Raw genomic sequence first — 16,095 nt, 5'->3', positions numbered from 1 at the left:
TGTTCCTCCTTATAATATGATTGAAACATTTAAGGTCGTTTTCCTAAAATCGCGCTCCATCCCCCATACAAAAAGGGAATCAACAGCTGCAAGTAGCCTAAAGCTTCCTCGCGGTTCATTCTTGAGGCTACGATTTCAAAAATCTGCTTATAGCTTTGCTTGACAAGAATAGCAAGGTGATTGGCGGGAGGACTTTGCTCCAGCAAGCCCACCTGCATCATTGTTGCAATATAAGCTTGGGTGGAGGCGAGATCGAAAGCAACAAGCGAATCGATATAATTTTCCCAGGATGAACCTGCCGAACGATTGATTAATAGATCAAATACGTCAAATCGCTCGTAGATAAAATCAAATACGCCCCGCATGCCTTCCTCCATATCTGTAAACTCCGCCGCCTGTTTTTTTAACTCAAGCATGGTCATCTGGTCATTCGTCAGCTCTATAAAATAGTGTTTAATTTCATTAGCCGTAGGGCCGACTATTGCTTCAAACAGCGCATTTTTATCAGCAAAATAGCGGTATATCGCCCCGGTTGTCATTCCTGCTGTTTGCGCGATTGCACGCATATTAGCCCCGGCGAAGCCATTTTCCAAAAACTCGGCCTTGGCGCAGGCGAGCAGTTTTTTTTCGGTTTTCGCAGCTTTGCTTTCCGACATCGCTATTCCCTCCAAAATAAAATAACAGTGTTATTTTATCATGCGTTCTTTGTTTTTGCGATGCAGGATTATGATGCAAATTCAATTTTTGTGTTTGCTTGGGAACCGGCAGAGATTAGCTTAGCTCACACAAAAAAAGCCCTGATCGGCAAGAGACAATGTCTGCTTGCGTTCAGGGCCTTCTACATGGCGGCAAACCGCGCTTTATATTTTTAAACGGCACGTTCTCCTACTTGCAGCGCGGGCTTCGCCGAAGCATCCTGCTTTGGCGTCTTCAACAAGTTGCCGACCAAATATTTTCCGAATGAGAAACGATTGAGCAGGTTGGCGACAACAAGGCTGACGGCAATGCTCCCCACATAACAAACAACAAACGAAACGGCGAAATTTGTTTTCGGCAAAAACTGGAGCAGCAGCTTCATGACAATCATGTGCAATAGGTAGAGGCTGAACGAATATTTACTAATGAGCATAATGAATCTCGGCACGGAGCGGGTTTTACCTGATAGATAGAGGATCAGCCCAATCATGGCGATCGTATAGAGCATCATATCGGGGCGTTTCGAGGATATAATGGTGAAAATGCCTTGCTGCTGAAAGCCCATCACGGCAATAAAGCAGACGGGGATAATCGCAAACAGCCAAACGCCTTGTTTACTAATAAATAGCTTTACCTGTTCAAAATGCCTTCCAGCATAATAAGCCAAGGTAAAATAAAAAATCCAGCCGACGGCGAGCAGCCAGTAGCCTCTTTCCCAAATGTATGTAGTGACAACGGATGAGCCTGGGGCTGTCGCACTGAAATATGCCAAATAACCGAAGTTCAGCACAAATGAAGCGACTATAACCGTTAGCGGTTTAAGCTTGCTGGCATAACGATTAAAGAGAAAGTGGAGAATATGAATTTGGAATAGCAATAGGATGAACCAAAGCACGAAGTCGCCTAGAAAAATATTTTTGACCGCTTCGATGGAATAGGAGGCAAACGTAAAGGCACCATTTTGAGCCGTATCAAAAATAGCAAATATGAAGCTCATGAACAGAAACGGAATAAGCAAAAAGAGCGCCCTTTTTTGAAAAAAGCCTTGTGGCGGTTTGCCATGATACGTTTTGGCATTCAAAAATTCAGATATAAATACAAATGTACCAGTACCAAATAAAATAGCCATTTGAAAAATTTTGAGCAAATAGAAGGCGATCCCTTCCTGCCCGCTGAAATACAGCGCCAAATTATTGCCCAAAGCATGGTTTAAAATGACAAATAAACAGGCAATTGCTCGCAGCCAATAAATTTCACTAACTAATTCCTTTTTAATCGGACTCACCCACTCCTCTTTATTTGATACAAATTGTATCATGCGAAAAAGGAAGTTTCAATGCGAATTTCGTTGCTAAGGCACTGTTTTTTATGGTAAATTAAACACACTAACATTAAGGGAGGTGAGGTAGGTGAATCACGAATTGGTCAATAACCGTATTAGCCAGCTGCCGATTGCTATGGCTGGCATCGTTCATGCATTTTTCGCGAACGGGATCAGTCTGTCCATTTTTAACGATACGGATATACCATTCGCGAGAAGACGCCTACCTTAACCACAACGGATTGCTTTGCCATTCGAAGGGTCGCGGGCTTTTTGCCGCGGCTCTTTTTGAATTATAGGAAAGGATGTGATGTTTGTATCCTTTCTCTGTAATTCTCGGAATGAAACGCGCTGCGCCAGAGAGGACGGCGACAGCCGTTTCACCTTGAATTCTAAGCATTTATAAGTTTTATCCTTATATTCGCTTAGAATTCTCCGACAAAGCTCTTCGCTCGTCCTAGAAGGACGACGAAGTCGTTTTTGCTTGTGTTTTCAAGCTAGGGTCTTCCTCATCCAATAGGAGGCTCTTCAAATGATTATTGTAAATGTACAACAAATAAAAAAATACCACGCGGCAAATCTGGTGCTGGATGGCGTAACGCTTCAGCTTCAGGAGGGGGAGAAAGTAGGGCTCATAGGCCGCAATGGCAGTGGCAAATCGACGCTTCTCCGGCTGATTGCCGGACATGAGCAGGTTGATGATGGGATGCTGACTGTAAAGAGGGATTTGCAAATCGGCTACTTGCCGCAAATTCCTGCTGCGTTCGAATCACTTACTGTCTATGGGGTAATGGCCTACGGATTTCGAGAGCTGATGGCCTGCAGGCAGGAAATGTCGAAGCTGGAGCACGAGATGGCGGGGGAAGAAGCGGCAAATGATGCTGTAAAAATGGAGAGGCTATTGAAAATATACGCCCTTGCGCAGGAAAAATTCGAGCAGGGCGGCGGCTACGACATGGATACGGCGATTGATCAGGTCGCCAGCGGCCTGCGCATTGATCGCAGCTACGATCAGCGGAGCTTCAGCAGCTTGTCGGGCGGCGAGAAAACCCGCATCGTTCTAGCTTCACAGCTCGTCGTCCGCCCCGCCCTGCTGCTGCTGGATGAGCCGACGAACCATCTTGATCTGACAGGGATTGAATGGCTGGAGCAATTTATTCAGCATTATGAAGGCGCTTGTGTCATTGTGTCGCATGACCGCTATTTTCTCGATGCCGTTGGCACGAAGATGATTGAGCTGGAGGATGGCGAAGCCCACACCTATCACTGCAACTATAGCGGTTATTTGAAAGAGAAGGAGGAGCGGCTGCTCCAGCAATTCGCCCAGTTCCAAGAGCAGCAGAAAGTCATTCGCAAAATGAAAGAAACGATTCGCCAGCTGGAAGAATGGGGCCGCATTGGCGGCAATGAGAAGTTTTTCAAGCGTGCGGCGTCGATGCGCAAGGCGCTAGAGCGGATGGAAATGGTGAAGCGCCCCGTTTTGGAGCCGAATACAGCGGAGTTCGGGCTGTCGCCACTTGACCGTTCTGGACGCAACGTTATTTCGTTTGAAGGTTTGACGAAGCAGTTTGGGGAACGAATAATTTTACGGGAGGCAGAGGGCAGCCTGCTGTATGGCGAGAAAGTGGTGCTGCTTGGCGATAATGGCTCCGGGAAAACGACGCTGTTTAAGCTGCTGCTCGGGGTGATGGAAGCGGATAGCGGGCAGGTGGCGCAGGGAACGCGATTGGAAATCGGATATTTGGCGCAGCAAGAGCCGTTAAAGGGCAATAAGCAAACGGTGCTGGAGCATTTCCGGCTCGAGGGCGGCTTGGAGGAAGGCGAAGCACGGAATGTGCTGGCTAAATATTTATTTTATGGGGCGGACGTATTTAAGCCGCTCGCAGCGCTTTCTGGTGGAGAATGGTCACGGCTGCGGCTTGCGCTGCTTGTAAGACGCAAGCCAAATTTACTGCTGCTTGATGAGCCAACTAACCACCTGGATGTCGCATCGCGCGAAGCATTGGAGGAGGCGCTGGAGGATTTTCCCGGCACCGTGCTTGCCATCTCGCATGACCGCTATTTCATCAATCGATTGGCTAAGCGGGTATGGGAGCTGGAACAAGGAAAGGTCGCCACTTATTTGGGCAACTATGATGATTTTAAGGCGAAGCGGGAGGAACGGCTTGCTCAAGCAAACTCATCCGCCAAAGGAGAGGCGGGAGCAGCTAAAGGTGCGGGTTTAGAAAAGCCGCGCTCAAATGGAAGTCAGGCTCCTGCTGAAAGCAAACTGGAGCATATGGAGCAGGAGATCGCTAAGCTAGAAGCCGAAATTGCAGCAGCTGATGCCGAGCTGGAACGATTGGATCGCATAGGCGACACGGAAAATCTTGAGAAGCAATGGAGGGTACGGGAAGAGCTGCAAACGAGGCTGGATCAGCATTTGGAGCAGTGGCTGGAGCTGTCGAGCTAGTGCGGATTTGGAAAAATTTTTAAAAAAGTTGTCACCAATGGCGCCCAAAACAATACTCTATATAGACGAATGACTATATAAAAAAACGGAGGTTTTGTTATGGATCGTACAGATCGTGCATTTGTTCCTGGTGGTGGCTTTGGTGGTGGATTCGGCCGTCCTTTCTTTCGTCCGTTCCCTCATCCTTTTTTCCCTAACCGTTTCTTGTTCCCGTTTTTCTTCTTTTCACCATTTTTGTTCCCTTTCTTCAGAGAAGGCAACTCGGAAGACATGATATACGCTCAGCACCAAGCCCAGCATGGAGAGACGCTAGCGGCAGTTTGCCATAAATACAATGTTCCTCATGCGATCATGGAGGAAGCCAATCCCCATGTTAACCCGGCTCAACTAAAAGCAGGGGAAATGGTATACATTCCGCGAATTTCTAATATGATGTGTCAAAAGACATATTCGGAGACGGCGGTTGGCGGCCAGCAAACTCAGCCGATGATGTATCCCGGGCAGCATTCCTAATCTTTACTTGAAAATAACAATAAGCCGCCGATCGCTGTGATCCGGCGGCTTATTTCTTTTATCTGTAAATATTCAGGTGATAAACATTGTAGTTTTTTGAAAAGCTATGCTTACATATAGTGTTATTATTCAAGGAATTGGTGTAAAATAGCTAATAGAATAAACTAAATTAATAGTAAAGGAGCTTATTTTATGGATACGATTCGTTCGTCGCAACTGTTATTGCCGAAAGTTTTTCGGGTCTTATTTCTTTCACTGCTCGTATCGCTGGTCGGCTTCTTAATCGGTCAGGCCGTTCCGCCTGTACTGGCTATGCCGCTGTATATAGTGGAAATTGGACTCCTGATTGCACTGCTCTTTTTACGGAAAAAGAAATCGATCGGCTACACGCTGATGTACAGCTTTATGTTCGTGTCCGGCTTGACGATGTATTTTGTCATTGTAAGCTATATTAGCATGCTGGGCGCATCACTGGTATTGCAAGGTCTTGGCGTTGCGATTCTTGCATTTGGCGGTACGGCGCTTTACGCGATTAAGTCAAAGCAGGATTTTTCATTCCTCGGGGGCTTCTTGTTCGCTTCCACTATTGTTCTTGTACTGATGACACTCGTCGGCTTGTTCCTCCCCTACTCGGGTACAACAGAGCTGATGGTATCCGGCTTCGGTATTTTAATCTTCATCGGTTGGACGCTGTTTGACTTCTCGCGTCTTACCCGTCAAGGCTTTAGCGATGAGGACATTCCGATGATCGTCGTGAGCATTTATCTTGATTTCGTTAATCTGTTCCTGTTCATTTTGCGTTTCCTTGGTGCTAGCCGAGACTAAGGAGCTGGTTTTCAAGGAAGAGCGATCAGCGCTGCTGGTCGCTCTTTTTCAAATTATAAGCCATTATAAGTTTCACGTTTGTTTGATTCTGTCATCCGTCTGGACAGGAGCCGCATTTTTCGATTTAATAGAAGGATGGACGTTTGGTAAAGGTGGTAAGCACAAGCTAATGGCGAAATCAAAATATTATGTCGTTTGGGTAGGCAAGCAAGCAGGCGTATTCGCAACATGGAAGGAATGCCAGGAGCAGGTGAATGGCGTTCAGGATGCGAAATATAAGTCCTTTGAATCCAAGGCGCTGGCGGAGGCCGCTTTCAAGGAGGGCTGGCGCAGCCACTGGGGCAAGGGGAAAAGCACGGCAGGCGGCGCAAGCAGCAGCTCGGGCGGTTTTAAGAAAACGGCTTCCAAGCCGCAAGAGTCCGGAGAAATCGACTACGACAGCATCTCTGTAGATGTCGGTACGCGGGGCAATCCCGGTCCAGTGGAATACAAGGGCGTCGATACGCAGACAGGCGAAATTTTATTTTATGTAGGGCCGATTCCGAATGGGACGAACAATCTCGGTGAATTTATCGCCGTTGTGCATGCTCTCGCCTATTTGAAGCAGAAGGGCAGCGAGAGAACCGTATACAGCGACTCCAGAACAGCGCTCAGCTGGCTGCGTAATAAGAAGGTCGCATCGACCCTCGTAAGAGACGCCTCTACAGCGAAAATTTGGGCGCTGACAGACGAAGCGGAGAAATGGCTCAAGACGAACACCTATCCGAATAAAGTGCTCAAGTGGAACACTGAGGAATGGGGAGAAAATAAAGCGGATTTTGGGAGAAAATAACGTTATACATAGAGAGGGGATTACGCGGTGTTTCAGCAGTTAAACAATGATTGGGCAGCTAAGCTGCAATCTGAATTTGAACAGCCCTACTTCAAGAAGCTGGAGGTTTTCTTGACGGAGCAATACAGCACCAAAACCGTTTATCCAAAGCAGGAGGATGTGTTTAATGCGCTTAATTACACCTCTTATGATGGAACGCGGGTCGTTATTTTAGGCCAGGATCCTTACCATGGAGAAGGCCAGGCGCATGGCCTGAGCTTCTCCGTGCAGCCGGGAGTTGCGGTGCCAAGGTCGCTGGGCAACATATACAAGGAGCTTCATGCAGATTTGGGCTGCCCGATTCCAAACCATGGCTCGCTGCGAGCTTGGGCAGAGCAGGGGGTGCTGCTGCTAAATACGGTGCTGACAGTGGAAGCGGCCGCAGCCAACTCGCATAAGAAGAAGGGCTGGGAAACCTTCACTGACCGCATCATTACTGCGCTTAATGAACGCGAGCGTCCGGTCGTATTCATTTTATGGGGAAATCCCGCCCAGAAGAAGCTGGAGCTCATTGACACGGACAAGCATAAAATCATTACGTCCGTACATCCGAGTCCATTGTCTGCCCGTGGCGGGTTTTTCGGCAGCAAGCCGTTCTCGCAAGCAAATGGTTATTTAAACGAGCTGGGCGAGCGCGAAATCGATTGGAGTATACCGGCATTATAATTTTTCAGGCTGTATAGCCGTATTCATGCATAAACCAAAAAGCCGCTGAACTTGCGTAATGGCTTACGCGTAGTTCAGCGGCTTTTTTATAATGGCTTTAGCTGGAGCTCTTCAGCTTAATTATTAAGAAGCGACAGACGTATTGCTGCCCGCAGCAGGAGCAGCAGCAGAGCTGCCTGAAACCGCATTAGCGGCTGCTGGAAGAACAGGCTTGAATTTAGCATCTACATAAGTTATAACCTGTACTTCTGTAATCACTTGGGGATACATTTGATCGGGTTTAGGCTCCGTGCGCTCTAACTTAATAGTAGCTTGGTCGCCATCAAACGTGATGCCGGAAATTTGAATGCCATAGCCTGGATGAGGCACCGTTGCAGTTACCGTCACTTTGTTGACTTCAGCATTGACTGGCGTAACGATCAATCTTGCATCCGTGAAAGGGTTATCCGTTGGCTCAGTTCCCGTAGCAGGTGCTTCATTTTCCTTCATTTCCTTCATAAATGCAATTCCATCATGCAGCCATGCCGCAGCATCACTGCGTTTAATGGAAGCTGTCGGGTAAAAATTTTGCTTTGCGTCAAGCGTTGCGATTTTGCTAAGGAGCAGCTTTTGGATATTGCCCATGAAATCTGGATTTACATCGGCCTCATCATTAAGCATCACATACATTTCAATCATGGCATAAGTCACTTTATTGTCAATTGCTTTGAACAAATGCTGCGCGAATTGCTCGCGAGTCATCACGTCATTTGCTTTCACATCTTTAGCTACACCAAGATCGTAGAAATGGGCGATGATGAAAGCTTGGGAGTACCATTTGTCATCTTTAATATTCGTATAATAGTCGGCTGCCAGCGGCTGCTTAATGAAACGAATATGATTGAAGTTAAGCTCAAGTCCTTTGACAATCATGGAGATGCCCTCTGCATAAGTCAGTTTGCCCTGCGGGCGGAAATTGCCGGCTTTGTCACCGGAAATAATGCCTTGCTGCTGGAGCGCTTCAATTTTTTTGGCATTCGGGTCATTTTTGACATCGTTAAAGGCCCAAGCGCTTTGTCCGATTGTCAGCATCATCATGGTCAAGATTAGGGTTAACAGTAGTGGTTTTTTCTTCATTTCCAGTCACCTCTTTATTTTTTTCGCTTTCTTATATCATTCCAGACGTTGCTATTTCTTTTATTGTTGCAGAACGAAGTAAAATCGATTCAATTGTTCGCTTATAGGCTAATTAGCAAGCGTATTATTTTCTATCCAGCATGAAAAAACGGGAAGGATTGACCTTCCCGCTCCACATTTGCCTATCCCTATACTTTAATATCTAATAGGCTGCCGACGTTTGGATTTACACTGAGCTCCATCATTTTGATAAGCCCTTGTGCCTGCACTTGCATTTGGTCTTGGCCAATATCGAGCATGCGAACCGATACAGCCGTGCCGAGTGATGATTGACTAAGTGACGTTGATAATGCTGCTATATCCATTATTCCCCACCTCCACCTTTATTATCGGCAAGCCTGGCAGAGGGATGAATACAAGTAGGCAAAAAAAATAACCCGCATCGCTGCGGGTCACAACAATATATGTCGAAAAGAGAGTAAACTCAGTATGCGCCTCGCACCTTAAATAGAAATGAAACGAAGCTGATTTTTAGCTTAACGCTGTTTTTCTATAATTATAAATGGCCATACACGCATCTTTAATCAAAAAAAAGAACCCGCCGGAAGGCGAGTCGTCAAGGATTAACTATATAAATAGTGGGGGGTCATGTGATTAGTATAGGCAGCCAACCTTAAAATAAAATGAATGCCAACTGATAACAACATTAAATTTATATTTCAAGGCCATCTGACCGTTTTTTCGAAAATAGGCAAAAAAGCAAAAAAGTAGCCCGCTATTCAAGCGGGCCCGAAAATATATTAAAAGGGAGTATGTTGCTAGTATGGATTAACCAGCTGAAGCTGCACTGAAACGAAGCTGAAAATAAAATAAAAAAAGCTCCCATTGTGTCCGGGAAGCCTTGGCGTTTCCTTATTCTTTTTTCTCCTCTTTAACAACGACTTCATCTGGCGCATCGAACGGTACGCGATCTTCTTCATAATACATGGGTGAATCACCTCCTGCTTAAAGTCAGTATGCACCTGTTTGATTATCTGGGAATGAACGTAATGTAAACGGAAAATTAAAAAAAAGAAGCAGCGGCACCCGTCCGTCGAGGCAAATACCCATTTTGCCTGAAAGCCCAACCCTTTTTGGCTTTTGACCATATGATGCTGTGTACCTTAAAAAAAGGAGATGAGCAACGAAATGGGATATGAAGTAGGCAATGTAGGAGTAGGTCCAGGATACGGTGGCTGCGGTAATAAAGTAGGCGGTGCTTTCACAAGCCCAGGCGCTATTCTTGTACTGTTCATTCTATTGGTTATCATCATTTGCTCCTGTATGTGGTAATATAAGCGGCTTAGCTCGATCCTGACCTAATCAGTATTTCCTTAACCATGCGTTCTAAGTGAAAAATAGAGAAGAAGCGTCCCCTTGCCATGTTATGGCAGGGGGATGTTTTTTTGCCTAATTTCATAATCTCCATGACAAATGCTTTGAAGAAAGGGTATGATTTAAAGATGGGTTGAAAAAGGCATGAGTTAAATGAAGGTCATGTACTAAAACATAGAATGGAGACGGAGGCAATGGCAAAGAAACCAAAGCGCCCGACAAGGGATGAGTTTGAATTGGAGGAGCTCGGGGAGCGCCTGGTTGAAGCGTATCAAGAAGGGATTGAACTGCTTTTTGAGGTGTGGAATTGGGAAGAACCCGTTGCAGGGCTAATTGTAAAAATGGATTCGCGTACGAGGCTGGTGCACGTAGCGAAAGGTGAAGAAATTACTAAAATTCCGTTCATGGATATTATGAAGGTGAACAATAACGCAAGCTAGACGAAGCGGCGGATGCTCCTTGTTTTTGACGAATAAAGTCTAGTATTGTTGGGAAATGTCATTAAAATGCTAGAAAAGAAGTATCTAAAGTGCTAGCAAATATTCCTCCTCACCACTTAGAATGGACTCTACTGGTAGATTTAGGGTTTCAAAAATGTGGAGGAGGTTTCAGTTATGACAAAGAAGCACGGTGCCGTCAAATTTGGAATCGTTTGTCTTGCGATGTTCGTTTTGTACCCGGCGGTGCAGGCGTTCGCAGCTTGGAATGATGGGCGTACCAGCTATGCGACGTATACAGGCTCAGGATATTCGGGCGGTGCGGTACTGCTTGATCCGATTCATCCGAATTTGGAAATAACGGCCTTAAATCCGACTGATATGAATTACAATGGGGTCAAAGCGGCGCTTGCGGGCGCTTACTTGGAGGTTACGGGGCCTAAAGGCAAAACGGTCGTTTATGTCACCGATTTGTACCCGGAAGGCGCTCCGGGAGCGCTTGACTTGTCGCCAAACGCTTTTGCTAAAATTGGAGAAATGTCGGCAGGCAAAATCAATATTTCATGGAAAGTCGTAAAAGCGCCGATAACCGGCAATTTTTCGTACCGGGTGAAGGAAGGCAGCAGCCAGTGGTGGGCGGCGATTCAGGTGCGCAATCATTTTTATCCGGTCATGAAAATGGAATATAAGAAGGCTGGCGCGTGGATCAATCTGGAGAAAATGGACTATAACCATTTCTTGGGGACGAACATGGGGACAAGCCCGCTGCAGGTTCGGATAACCGATATTCGCGGGAAAGCGGTTCTGGACACGATTCCTGCACTTCCAGCAAACGGTACATCAGGCGCTTATATAGTTCCGGGAAATGTTCAATTCCCGAGCTGAAATGGAACATAGGCTGAACACAAAAAAGCTTCATTCTCCGGTTGATTGGAGGACGAAGCTTTTTTTTTGAAGGTCAAAAAATAATAATAGCAAAATGGTTGACTTTTCCGCTCGAGCTTGGTATATTAATAAACGTCGCTAATATACGATCTGTTAGCTCAGCTGGGAGAGCACTATCTTGACAGGGTAGGGGTCAGTGGTTCGAGCCCACTACAGATCATACAATAAAGAAGGTCCGATAATCCTTGCATGACAAGGGTTTTCGGTCTTTTTTTGTTTCCGATTAATTTTGCATCATGCCTGTTTTTTAGCGAGTTGGTGCCCGATTGGTGTCCTTTACTCAGCTAAAGCAAAAGCGGTGTTTTGATTTTTTGCATTGCTGTTAAATGATTGTATAGTTTTTCTACGTGTCGTTTATGCTGTATAAAATTCTCAAAGGCTACGCATCCTATCGATTGAATGCCGAGTGGCGGGTGGTAATTGCCGCTCACAATCCGAAGGAGGCGAGCTTTGAATGAGCACGAATGAAATGGCTGGCGGGGAAAGAGAACATATTGTAGCGGTACAGAAAAATGGCGACGGTGACCTGACGAGTTTTAAAACATCATCGGGCCGTGTACTGGATTACCAGACGGCGCTGCAAGAGGTTCAGGCAGGGCAGATCGCTGGCGTGAATGCTTTCAAAGGCAGAGATGGCGAAACATATATCCGTGGCGACGCGGACGGCGATCCTACGAACAATTTGGACCAGCTTCCGCTGTTTTAAACGGCAAGCCTGGGCTAAGCATAGCCAGCAGCAAGAAGAGCCTGACGCGAAAAAACGTCAGGCTCTTCTTGTTATGGTTGCTGATCATTCCTGCGACTCGTACCTACACTGTATAAATCTCACGCTGCTGTACGAAGCGCATTTTCCCCGTATGGCCGATGTAATTTTCCATCGTATCCCCGTAATGCATAAGCCACACCTTCTCCTGCAGCGGCTCTGGCAGTGTCAGCAACTCGTCGAGACAGGCATGTACAACACCGGGCGCAATCAACTGGCAGTCGTGAAAAATCGTATTCACGCCATCCTCCACAAGCTGCTCCAGCAACGCTTGACTGAATTTCATATCTGCCGAATAAAAGAAGTGCTGATTGAAAATAAACGAATAACTGTCTTTCCCCACAATATGCTCGGTTTGAAGCAGCTTCACCTTCAAGCCCGGATGCAGTTCATGCTCTATGCCTTCCTCTAGCCGTCTCACTTCAAAGAAGTCATCAATGGATTGAAGCGGTCCCTGCGTCAGCCCGCCGCGCAGCGTCTGCTCCCACAGCGGCTCCACTAGCGAGGAGGCGATGTACAGCACCGGCTTTTTTCCATAGAGAAACATCATCTGAAAAGCATATTCCTCCAGCCCGCCCACATGGTCGCCATGAATATGGCTGATTAGCACAGCATCCAGCTCATCGAACGAACGATTCGTCTCGTGCAGCGCTTTAGGCAGCGTAATGCCGCAATCGACCAGCAGCTTGAACCCAGGCACCTCAATTAATGCATTGTTATTATCATATTTCTTGGCAAAAGCACTCCCAGTTCCGATCATTTGTATATTCATTGGAACACTCCCGTTATAGAAATCATCTCGCTACATCCAATGTATCAAATGAATGGCAAACTGACAAATCGAGATACCCTTTGCCGGGTACCTACATATAATGCATGAGCAAGATCCGGCAGGGAGGACAGAGCATCAATGAGCAAAGGAAAAGGCAAAAACGTTAAGAAGAAACAACCGTCAGGTGAACGGAAACAGTACCACTACAAATTGGTGCTATCTCCAGTCTGCGAAGTGTGTCCGACACCTTGTGCAAGGGGACTCGCGTATTTGGACCGAATGTCCGAGCCGGGCGCAGTTGGAAAAGGGGTTCCTTGCGTGCTCACCCGTACGTATCATTAACCGGAATATTTCCCAGGCAACCGCACATTTCTACAATTTTTTTCGCACGGGCATGCGGCTTAAATCCCTGTAAATGATCGTCTGAAAAAAGGGAGAGCACCCGCCTATGCTGGAGACAAAATATAGCGCTGGTACAGGGCTGAAAAAGTTTCTGTAACAGCGCAACTCTATTCATTTTGAAGAGTATAACCATATATCCAGACAAAGCGGATGGAGGGTACTCATCTATGAAATTCAGAAAAGTAGCGGTTTTGCTGCTGGCGCTTTTTTTATGCAGCAGTACCTTAATGATTGCCAATGCGGCATCGCAGACTGTTAAGGTTCTCCTGAATGGAAGCGAGCTTGAAGATGGCGGCATTATGGTGGATGGCAAGACTTACCTGCCGATTCGGGAAATAGCCAATAGCCTGCAAACCATCGTCAATTGGGATGGGCAGAATAAGAAGGCAACCTTAACGAGACCGAATGTACATATTGTACTCATGCAGGATAGCAAGCTGTTTGGCAATGTGACGAAGGGCAACTCATATACGTTCAGCGTATTGTCGCAGGTCGACAATTTGAAGACGGATATTGCCGCGGTTAAAGTATCTATATTTGATCCGTATGGCAGCGAGAAGGTTATTCAGACACAGACCGATAAGATTACGAAGGATAACTTCTGGTATCGGACGGAAGACATGAAGTATAACTTCGAGTATTCGGGAAAATATGCGGTGAGATTTTTCCTGAAAACAAGCTCGTCCGACGATTGGACGCTCGTCTCGGAGAAGCTGATTTCTTCGCAATAACGGCAATGGCCCGCGTTTCTTCCATATGTGGAGGAAGCGCGGGCTTTTTCGAAATATAAGAAATTATTAGTTTCAAGCTAATAATTTCTTATATTCCACCCTCGAAACGGTAGCTTTGCCTCCGAATTACGGCGACAGCCGTTTACGCTTGTTTGACCGCTGCTAGGACTCATGGTACGATACTCAGGTATGGATAATTGACTGAAATGGGGTAAAACAATGACTGAGCATAATCATGGCGCAGATTGCGGTTGCGGAGAAGACCATGAACATGAAGAAAGTGTATTTATTGTAACGGACGATGAGGGCCAAGAACGCGAAATGGTCATGGTTTATACGTTTGAATCCGAAAACAACGCTTATGCGGTATTGCTGGATCGCAATGATCCTGAAGCAGACGGCGTTATTTTCCGCATCGAGGAAGAGAACGACGAGGCATTCCTCGTTGGTATCGAAGACGATGAAGAATGGGATCGCGTAACGAAGATTTATGAAGAAATCGCCGTTACTGAAAACGCAGCAAAAGAAGAGTAGATTTCTTGCTCTTTTACGCTGCTCTAACAAGCCATCATGCAACTAAGCTTTGCATGCAAAAGACACCTGTGTCACCAAGGGCGAATGCTCCTGGGACAGCAGGTGTCTTTTGTTCAAATATAGGAAAGGATATTTCTCGGAATGTAACGCGCCGCGCCGCCAAAGGACGGCGTCAGCTGCTTCACCTTGAAATATAACGATGCCTAGGAAATAGCCGTTTCCTCGAAAATCACTTTAACGAATTCAACGTTGCGGTCCTCTGGACCTTTAACGGGGAGGCCAACTTCAACATGCTCGACGATGTAGTCGATATTTTTCTGGGAAATAACCTCGCCTGGAAGTAGAATAGGGATGCCAGGTGGGTAAACATAAATAAACTCGGCGATAATTCGGCCAGCTGACTCTTTGAACGGAACGACCTCGGTCTGTCCGTAGAAAGCATCGCGCGGCGAGAGCGACAGCTGGGGAATATCCGGGATTTTAACAACGAGTTCACGAGCCTCGGCGCCTTCATGGAAGCTGTCCGACAGCGCACGCAGCGCCTCCAGCAATTTTTCTATCGAATCGGATGTATCACCAGGCGTAACAAGGCAAAGAATGTTATACATATCGCTCATTTCAATTTCGAGGTTGAAATGGTCACGAAGCCAGTTTTCCGTCTCATAGCCGGTAATGCCGAGATGGCGGACATGAATAGCGACCTTGGTTGGATCAAGATCAAAGGTAGCTTCGCCACCTAAAATTTCCCGTCCAAAGCAGTACAAGCCGGGAATTTCATTAATGGTCTTGCGCGCATATTGGGCAAGCTCAATCGCTTGTTCAGCCAGCTTATGACCGTTCAAAGCCAAATTGCGGCGCGACGTATCGAGCGATGACAGCAAAATATAGGATGTCGACGTTGTCGTCAGCATGCTGATAATCGTCTGAATGCGATGGGGATTAACTCGCCCGCCGCGCACGTTCAGCACGGAGCTTTGCGTCATGGAGCCGCCCAGCTTATGAACGCTCGTCGCTGCCATATCTGCGCCAGCCTGCATCGCGGACATCGGAAGCTTTTCATTGAAATGAATGAGTACGCCGTGCGCCTCATCTACGAGAACAGGAATATCGAACGTATGCACGAGGTCGACGATCTCCTTCAGGTCGGCGCATACGCCATAATACGTCGGGTTGATAACAAGCACTGCTTTCGCATCGGGGTGCTTGTCCAGCGCGCGTTTGACAGCGCGTGTCGTAATGCCGTGATCAATGCCGAGATTTTCGTCACGTACGGGCGAGATAAAGATCGGACGGGCACCTGCAAAAATAATCGCCGCCATAATGGACTTATGCACATTGCGCGGAACGATGATTTTATCGCCAGGAAGACAGACGCTCATAATCATCGTAATAATGGCACCGCTCGTTCCTTGCACGGAAAAATAAGTATAATCTGCGCCGAAAGCATCGGCTGCAAGCTTCTGGGCTTCCTCAATAACGCCGGTTGGCTGATGCAGGTCATCCAGCGGAGCTATATTTATTAAATCGATCGATAACGCGTTATCGCCGATAAATGCACGAAATTCGGCATCGCTGCCTAACCCTTTCTTATGTCCTGGAATATGAAATTGGGTTGGATTCTGTTCCGCATGGCGGCGTAATGCGCTGAAGAGCGGGGTTTTGTTATGATCCATCGCT

General features: G+C 46.7%; 18 protein-coding genes and 1 tRNA gene. 13 read left to right on the top strand and 6 right to left on the bottom strand.

Going from position 1 to position 16,095, the window contains the following annotated elements; translation table 11 throughout:
- Nucleotides 1-29 precede the first annotated feature (29 nt).
- Entirely contained in the window at nt 30-656 is a 627-nt protein-coding gene (locus BBD42_RS28175; RefSeq protein ID WP_099520858.1) for a TetR/AcrR family transcriptional regulator, read from the bottom strand.
- 212 nt (nt 657-868) lie between these two features.
- Nucleotides 869-1,981: an acyltransferase family protein gene (locus BBD42_RS28165; RefSeq protein WP_172455659.1), complete on the bottom strand. Its 1,113-nt coding sequence runs from the start codon at nt 1,979-1,981 to the stop codon at nt 869-871.
- A 124-nt stretch (nt 1,982-2,105) separates the two neighbouring features.
- Between BBD42_RS28165 and BBD42_RS31920 the strand changes: the two genes are divergently transcribed.
- From BBD42_RS31920 to BBD42_RS28140, 6 genes are all read left to right on the top strand, one after another.
- Nucleotides 2,106-2,249 carry an RAxF-45 family protein gene (locus BBD42_RS31920; protein WP_172455658.1) on the top strand — a complete coding sequence of 48 codons (144 nt, stop codon included), beginning with the start codon at nt 2,106-2,108 and terminating at the stop codon, nt 2,247-2,249.
- A 300-nt stretch (nt 2,250-2,549) separates the two neighbouring features.
- Complete coding sequence (locus BBD42_RS28160; protein WP_099520855.1) at nt 2,550-4,469, top strand: ABC-F family ATP-binding cassette domain-containing protein; 1,920 nt, start codon at nt 2,550-2,552, stop codon at nt 4,467-4,469.
- Nucleotides 4,470-4,568: 99 nt separating this feature from the next.
- Nucleotides 4,569-4,982 (top strand): LysM peptidoglycan-binding domain-containing protein, encoded by a 414-nt coding sequence (locus BBD42_RS28155; protein WP_099520854.1) that lies wholly within the window; start codon nt 4,569-4,571, stop codon nt 4,980-4,982.
- Nucleotides 4,983-5,174: 192 nt separating this feature from the next.
- Nucleotides 5,175-5,807 carry a Bax inhibitor-1/YccA family protein gene (locus BBD42_RS28150; protein ID WP_099520853.1) on the top strand — a complete coding sequence of 211 codons (633 nt, stop codon included), beginning with the start codon at nt 5,175-5,177 and terminating at the stop codon, nt 5,805-5,807.
- Between the two features lie 169 nt (nt 5,808-5,976).
- Nucleotides 5,977-6,639 carry a ribonuclease H gene (gene rnhA / locus BBD42_RS28145; RefSeq protein WP_099520852.1) on the top strand — a complete coding sequence of 221 codons (663 nt, stop codon included), beginning with the start codon at nt 5,977-5,979 and terminating at the stop codon, nt 6,637-6,639.
- Between the two features lie 27 nt (nt 6,640-6,666).
- Nucleotides 6,667-7,344, top strand: coding sequence for a uracil-DNA glycosylase (locus BBD42_RS28140; protein ID WP_099520851.1), 678 nt, complete (start codon nt 6,667-6,669; stop codon nt 7,342-7,344).
- Between the two features lie 123 nt (nt 7,345-7,467).
- Here BBD42_RS28140 and BBD42_RS28135 read toward each other — a convergent pair whose 3' ends face one another.
- Both BBD42_RS28135 and BBD42_RS28130 read right to left on the bottom strand, forming a co-directional pair.
- Nucleotides 7,468-8,460, bottom strand: coding sequence for an S-layer homology domain-containing protein (locus BBD42_RS28135; RefSeq protein ID WP_099520850.1), 993 nt, complete (start codon nt 8,458-8,460; stop codon nt 7,468-7,470).
- A gap of 188 nt (nt 8,461-8,648) precedes the next feature.
- Nucleotides 8,649-8,825 carry a YjfB family protein gene (locus BBD42_RS28130; protein ID WP_099520849.1) on the bottom strand — a complete coding sequence of 59 codons (177 nt, stop codon included), beginning with the start codon at nt 8,823-8,825 and terminating at the stop codon, nt 8,649-8,651.
- A 1,203-nt stretch (nt 8,826-10,028) separates the two neighbouring features.
- Between BBD42_RS28130 and BBD42_RS28120 the strand changes: the two genes are divergently transcribed.
- The 4 genes from BBD42_RS28120 to BBD42_RS28105 all read left to right on the top strand — a co-directional run bounded on the left by BBD42_RS28120 (nt 10,029) and on the right by BBD42_RS28105 (nt 11,922).
- A complete protein-coding gene (locus tag BBD42_RS28120; RefSeq protein ID WP_046230532.1) occupies nt 10,029-10,274 on the top strand; it encodes a YolD-like family protein in 246 nt (81 codons plus the stop codon).
- Between the two features lie 222 nt (nt 10,275-10,496).
- The gene (exlX, locus tag BBD42_RS28115) at nt 10,497-11,156 is read left to right on the top strand and encodes an expansin ExlX (protein ID WP_269467266.1); all 660 of its coding nucleotides are present in this window, start codon (nt 10,497-10,499) and stop codon (nt 11,154-11,156) included.
- Between the two features lie 147 nt (nt 11,157-11,303).
- A tRNA-Val gene (locus BBD42_RS28110) sits at nt 11,304-11,376 on the top strand.
- A 309-nt stretch (nt 11,377-11,685) separates the two neighbouring features.
- Nucleotides 11,686-11,922 carry a DUF3892 domain-containing protein gene (locus BBD42_RS28105; RefSeq protein ID WP_099521843.1) on the top strand — a complete coding sequence of 79 codons (237 nt, stop codon included), beginning with the start codon at nt 11,686-11,688 and terminating at the stop codon, nt 11,920-11,922.
- Nucleotides 11,923-12,025: 103 nt separating this feature from the next.
- Here the strand turns inward: BBD42_RS28105 and BBD42_RS28100 are convergent, their stop codons facing one another.
- Nucleotides 12,026-12,751 (bottom strand): MBL fold metallo-hydrolase, encoded by a 726-nt coding sequence (locus BBD42_RS28100; protein WP_099520846.1) that lies wholly within the window; start codon nt 12,749-12,751, stop codon nt 12,026-12,028.
- A gap of 138 nt (nt 12,752-12,889) precedes the next feature.
- On the opposite strand from BBD42_RS28100, the gene BBD42_RS28095 reads away from it, so the two are divergent.
- From BBD42_RS28095 to BBD42_RS28085, 3 genes are all read left to right on the top strand, one after another.
- The gene (locus tag BBD42_RS28095; protein WP_081418934.1) at nt 12,890-13,093 is read left to right on the top strand and encodes a hypothetical protein; all 204 of its coding nucleotides are present in this window, start codon (nt 12,890-12,892) and stop codon (nt 13,091-13,093) included.
- Between the two features lie 227 nt (nt 13,094-13,320).
- Nucleotides 13,321-13,884 carry a stalk domain-containing protein gene (locus BBD42_RS28090; RefSeq protein ID WP_099520845.1) on the top strand — a complete coding sequence of 188 codons (564 nt, stop codon included), beginning with the start codon at nt 13,321-13,323 and terminating at the stop codon, nt 13,882-13,884.
- A 219-nt stretch (nt 13,885-14,103) separates the two neighbouring features.
- Nucleotides 14,104-14,418, top strand: a complete 315-nt coding sequence (locus BBD42_RS28085) for a DUF1292 domain-containing protein (protein ID WP_056038772.1) — start codon at nt 14,104-14,106, stop codon at nt 14,416-14,418.
- Between the two features lie 203 nt (nt 14,419-14,621).
- Here BBD42_RS28085 and BBD42_RS28080 read toward each other — a convergent pair whose 3' ends face one another.
- Complete coding sequence (locus BBD42_RS28080) at nt 14,622-16,091, bottom strand: aminotransferase class I/II-fold pyridoxal phosphate-dependent enzyme (protein ID WP_099521842.1); 1,470 nt, start codon at nt 16,089-16,091, stop codon at nt 14,622-14,624.
- Between the last annotated feature and the right edge of the window lie 4 nt (nt 16,092-16,095).

Origin of the sequence: Paenibacillus sp. BIHB 4019, assembly GCF_002741035.1 — a bacterium.
In the GTDB taxonomy this organism is placed as follows: Bacteria; Bacillota; Bacilli; order Paenibacillales; family Paenibacillaceae; genus Pristimantibacillus.
The sequence above is the reverse complement of the archived record's forward strand: the minus strand, read 5'-3'. Positions and strand labels throughout refer to the sequence as shown.

What these genes read in the sequence shown, in the direction of transcription:
- BBD42_RS28175 (WP_099520858.1), bottom strand. Translation starts at nt 656, where the DNA reads ATGTCGGAAAGCAAAGCTGCGAAAACCGAAAAAAAACTGCTCGCCTGC.
- BBD42_RS28160 (WP_099520855.1), top strand. Translation starts at nt 2,550, where the DNA reads ATGATTATTGTAAATGTACAACAAATAAAAAAATACCACGCGGCAAAT.
- BBD42_RS28155 (WP_099520854.1), top strand. Translation starts at nt 4,569, where the DNA reads ATGGATCGTACAGATCGTGCATTTGTTCCTGGTGGTGGCTTTGGTGGT.
- BBD42_RS28150 (WP_099520853.1), top strand. Translation starts at nt 5,175, where the DNA reads ATGGATACGATTCGTTCGTCGCAACTGTTATTGCCGAAAGTTTTTCGG.
- rnhA (WP_099520852.1), top strand. Translation starts at nt 5,977, where the DNA reads ATGGCGAAATCAAAATATTATGTCGTTTGGGTAGGCAAGCAAGCAGGC.
- BBD42_RS28135 (WP_099520850.1), bottom strand. Translation starts at nt 8,460, where the DNA reads ATGAAGAAAAAACCACTACTGTTAACCCTAATCTTGACCATGATGATG.
- BBD42_RS28130 (WP_099520849.1), bottom strand. Translation starts at nt 8,825, where the DNA reads ATGGATATAGCAGCATTATCAACGTCACTTAGTCAATCATCACTCGGC.
- BBD42_RS28120 (WP_046230532.1), top strand. Translation starts at nt 10,029, where the DNA reads ATGGCAAAGAAACCAAAGCGCCCGACAAGGGATGAGTTTGAATTGGAG.
- exlX (WP_269467266.1), top strand. Translation starts at nt 10,497, where the DNA reads ATGTTCGTTTTGTACCCGGCGGTGCAGGCGTTCGCAGCTTGGAATGAT.
- BBD42_RS28105 (WP_099521843.1), top strand. Translation starts at nt 11,686, where the DNA reads ATGGCTGGCGGGGAAAGAGAACATATTGTAGCGGTACAGAAAAATGGC.
- BBD42_RS28100 (WP_099520846.1), bottom strand. Translation starts at nt 12,751, where the DNA reads ATGAATATACAAATGATCGGAACTGGGAGTGCTTTTGCCAAGAAATAT.
- BBD42_RS28095 (WP_081418934.1), top strand. Translation starts at nt 12,890, where the DNA reads ATGAGCAAAGGAAAAGGCAAAAACGTTAAGAAGAAACAACCGTCAGGT.
- BBD42_RS28090 (WP_099520845.1), top strand. Translation starts at nt 13,321, where the DNA reads ATGAAATTCAGAAAAGTAGCGGTTTTGCTGCTGGCGCTTTTTTTATGC.
- BBD42_RS28085 (WP_056038772.1), top strand. Translation starts at nt 14,104, where the DNA reads ATGACTGAGCATAATCATGGCGCAGATTGCGGTTGCGGAGAAGACCAT.
- BBD42_RS28080 (WP_099521842.1), bottom strand. Translation starts at nt 16,091, where the DNA reads ATGGATCATAACAAAACCCCGCTCTTCAGCGCATTACGCCGCCATGCG.